At 50.5% G+C, this 638-nt stretch carries 1 protein-coding gene and 1 pseudogene; one reads left to right on the top strand and one right to left on the bottom strand.

Annotation, left to right across the window (positions count from 1 at the left end; translation table 11 throughout):
- A pseudogene (locus ACWHAR_RS28545) lies at window positions 1-184 on the bottom strand (magnesium transporter); the annotation flags it as partial.
- Between the two features lie 160 nt (window positions 185-344).
- Here ACWHAR_RS28545 and ACWHAR_RS28540 point away from each other — a divergent pair.
- A partial coding sequence (locus ACWHAR_RS28540) for a CNNM domain-containing protein (RefSeq protein WP_452088631.1) occupies window positions 345-638 on the top strand: 294 nt, incomplete at its 3' end.

The following is a 638-nucleotide window of genomic DNA, read 5'->3' as shown; positions in this document are numbered from 1 at the left end:
AGATCGCTTCCTTGCCTTGAACGGCAGCATTGATATCAAGGCAATTGATGTTGGCCGAGGGACCGCCTTGAAACCAGTTTCGGCATTCCGGCCAATGATCGGGCTGGATCAGCCCTTGTGCTGTTGTTTTTTCGTGAGGGCCAAGCTGATACCATGTCCAGCCCTCTCCCTGAAAAACTCTCATACTTGTCTCCTCCTCTTCCGGCCCACTCGTTTTATATTTCTTTGCCCGCCCTCCGCGTAAATAAACATGATGTTTGCCGCGCTGCGGCACGTGGTATGAAGCTAGTATGAGTTTTTCATAGAAAAGGAGGTGGCGCCTTCTTTACTGAGAAGGCGGGGCATTGGAGTTATTGAAGCTGATTGCAGTAGCAGGATTAATCGCATTTACGGGCTTTTTCGTCGCGGTCGAATTCGCCATCGTCAAAGTAAGGCGGACAAAGATCGACCAATTGATCATTCAGAAAAAAAAGGGCGCTCTTGCCGCAAAAGAAGTGACCTCGCACCTTGACGAATACTTGTCAGCCTGCCAGCTTGGAATCACCGTGACGGCATTGGGCTTGGGCTGGCTTGGTGAACCGACGATGCAGACCTTGCTGCATCCCCTTTTCTCAAAAATCGGCTTGAACGAGTCGATT

The organism is Bacillus sp. LR--39 (genome assembly GCF_053613335.1).
Note: the sequence above shows the minus strand (reverse complement) of the source record. Positions and strands in the feature narration are given on the sequence as shown.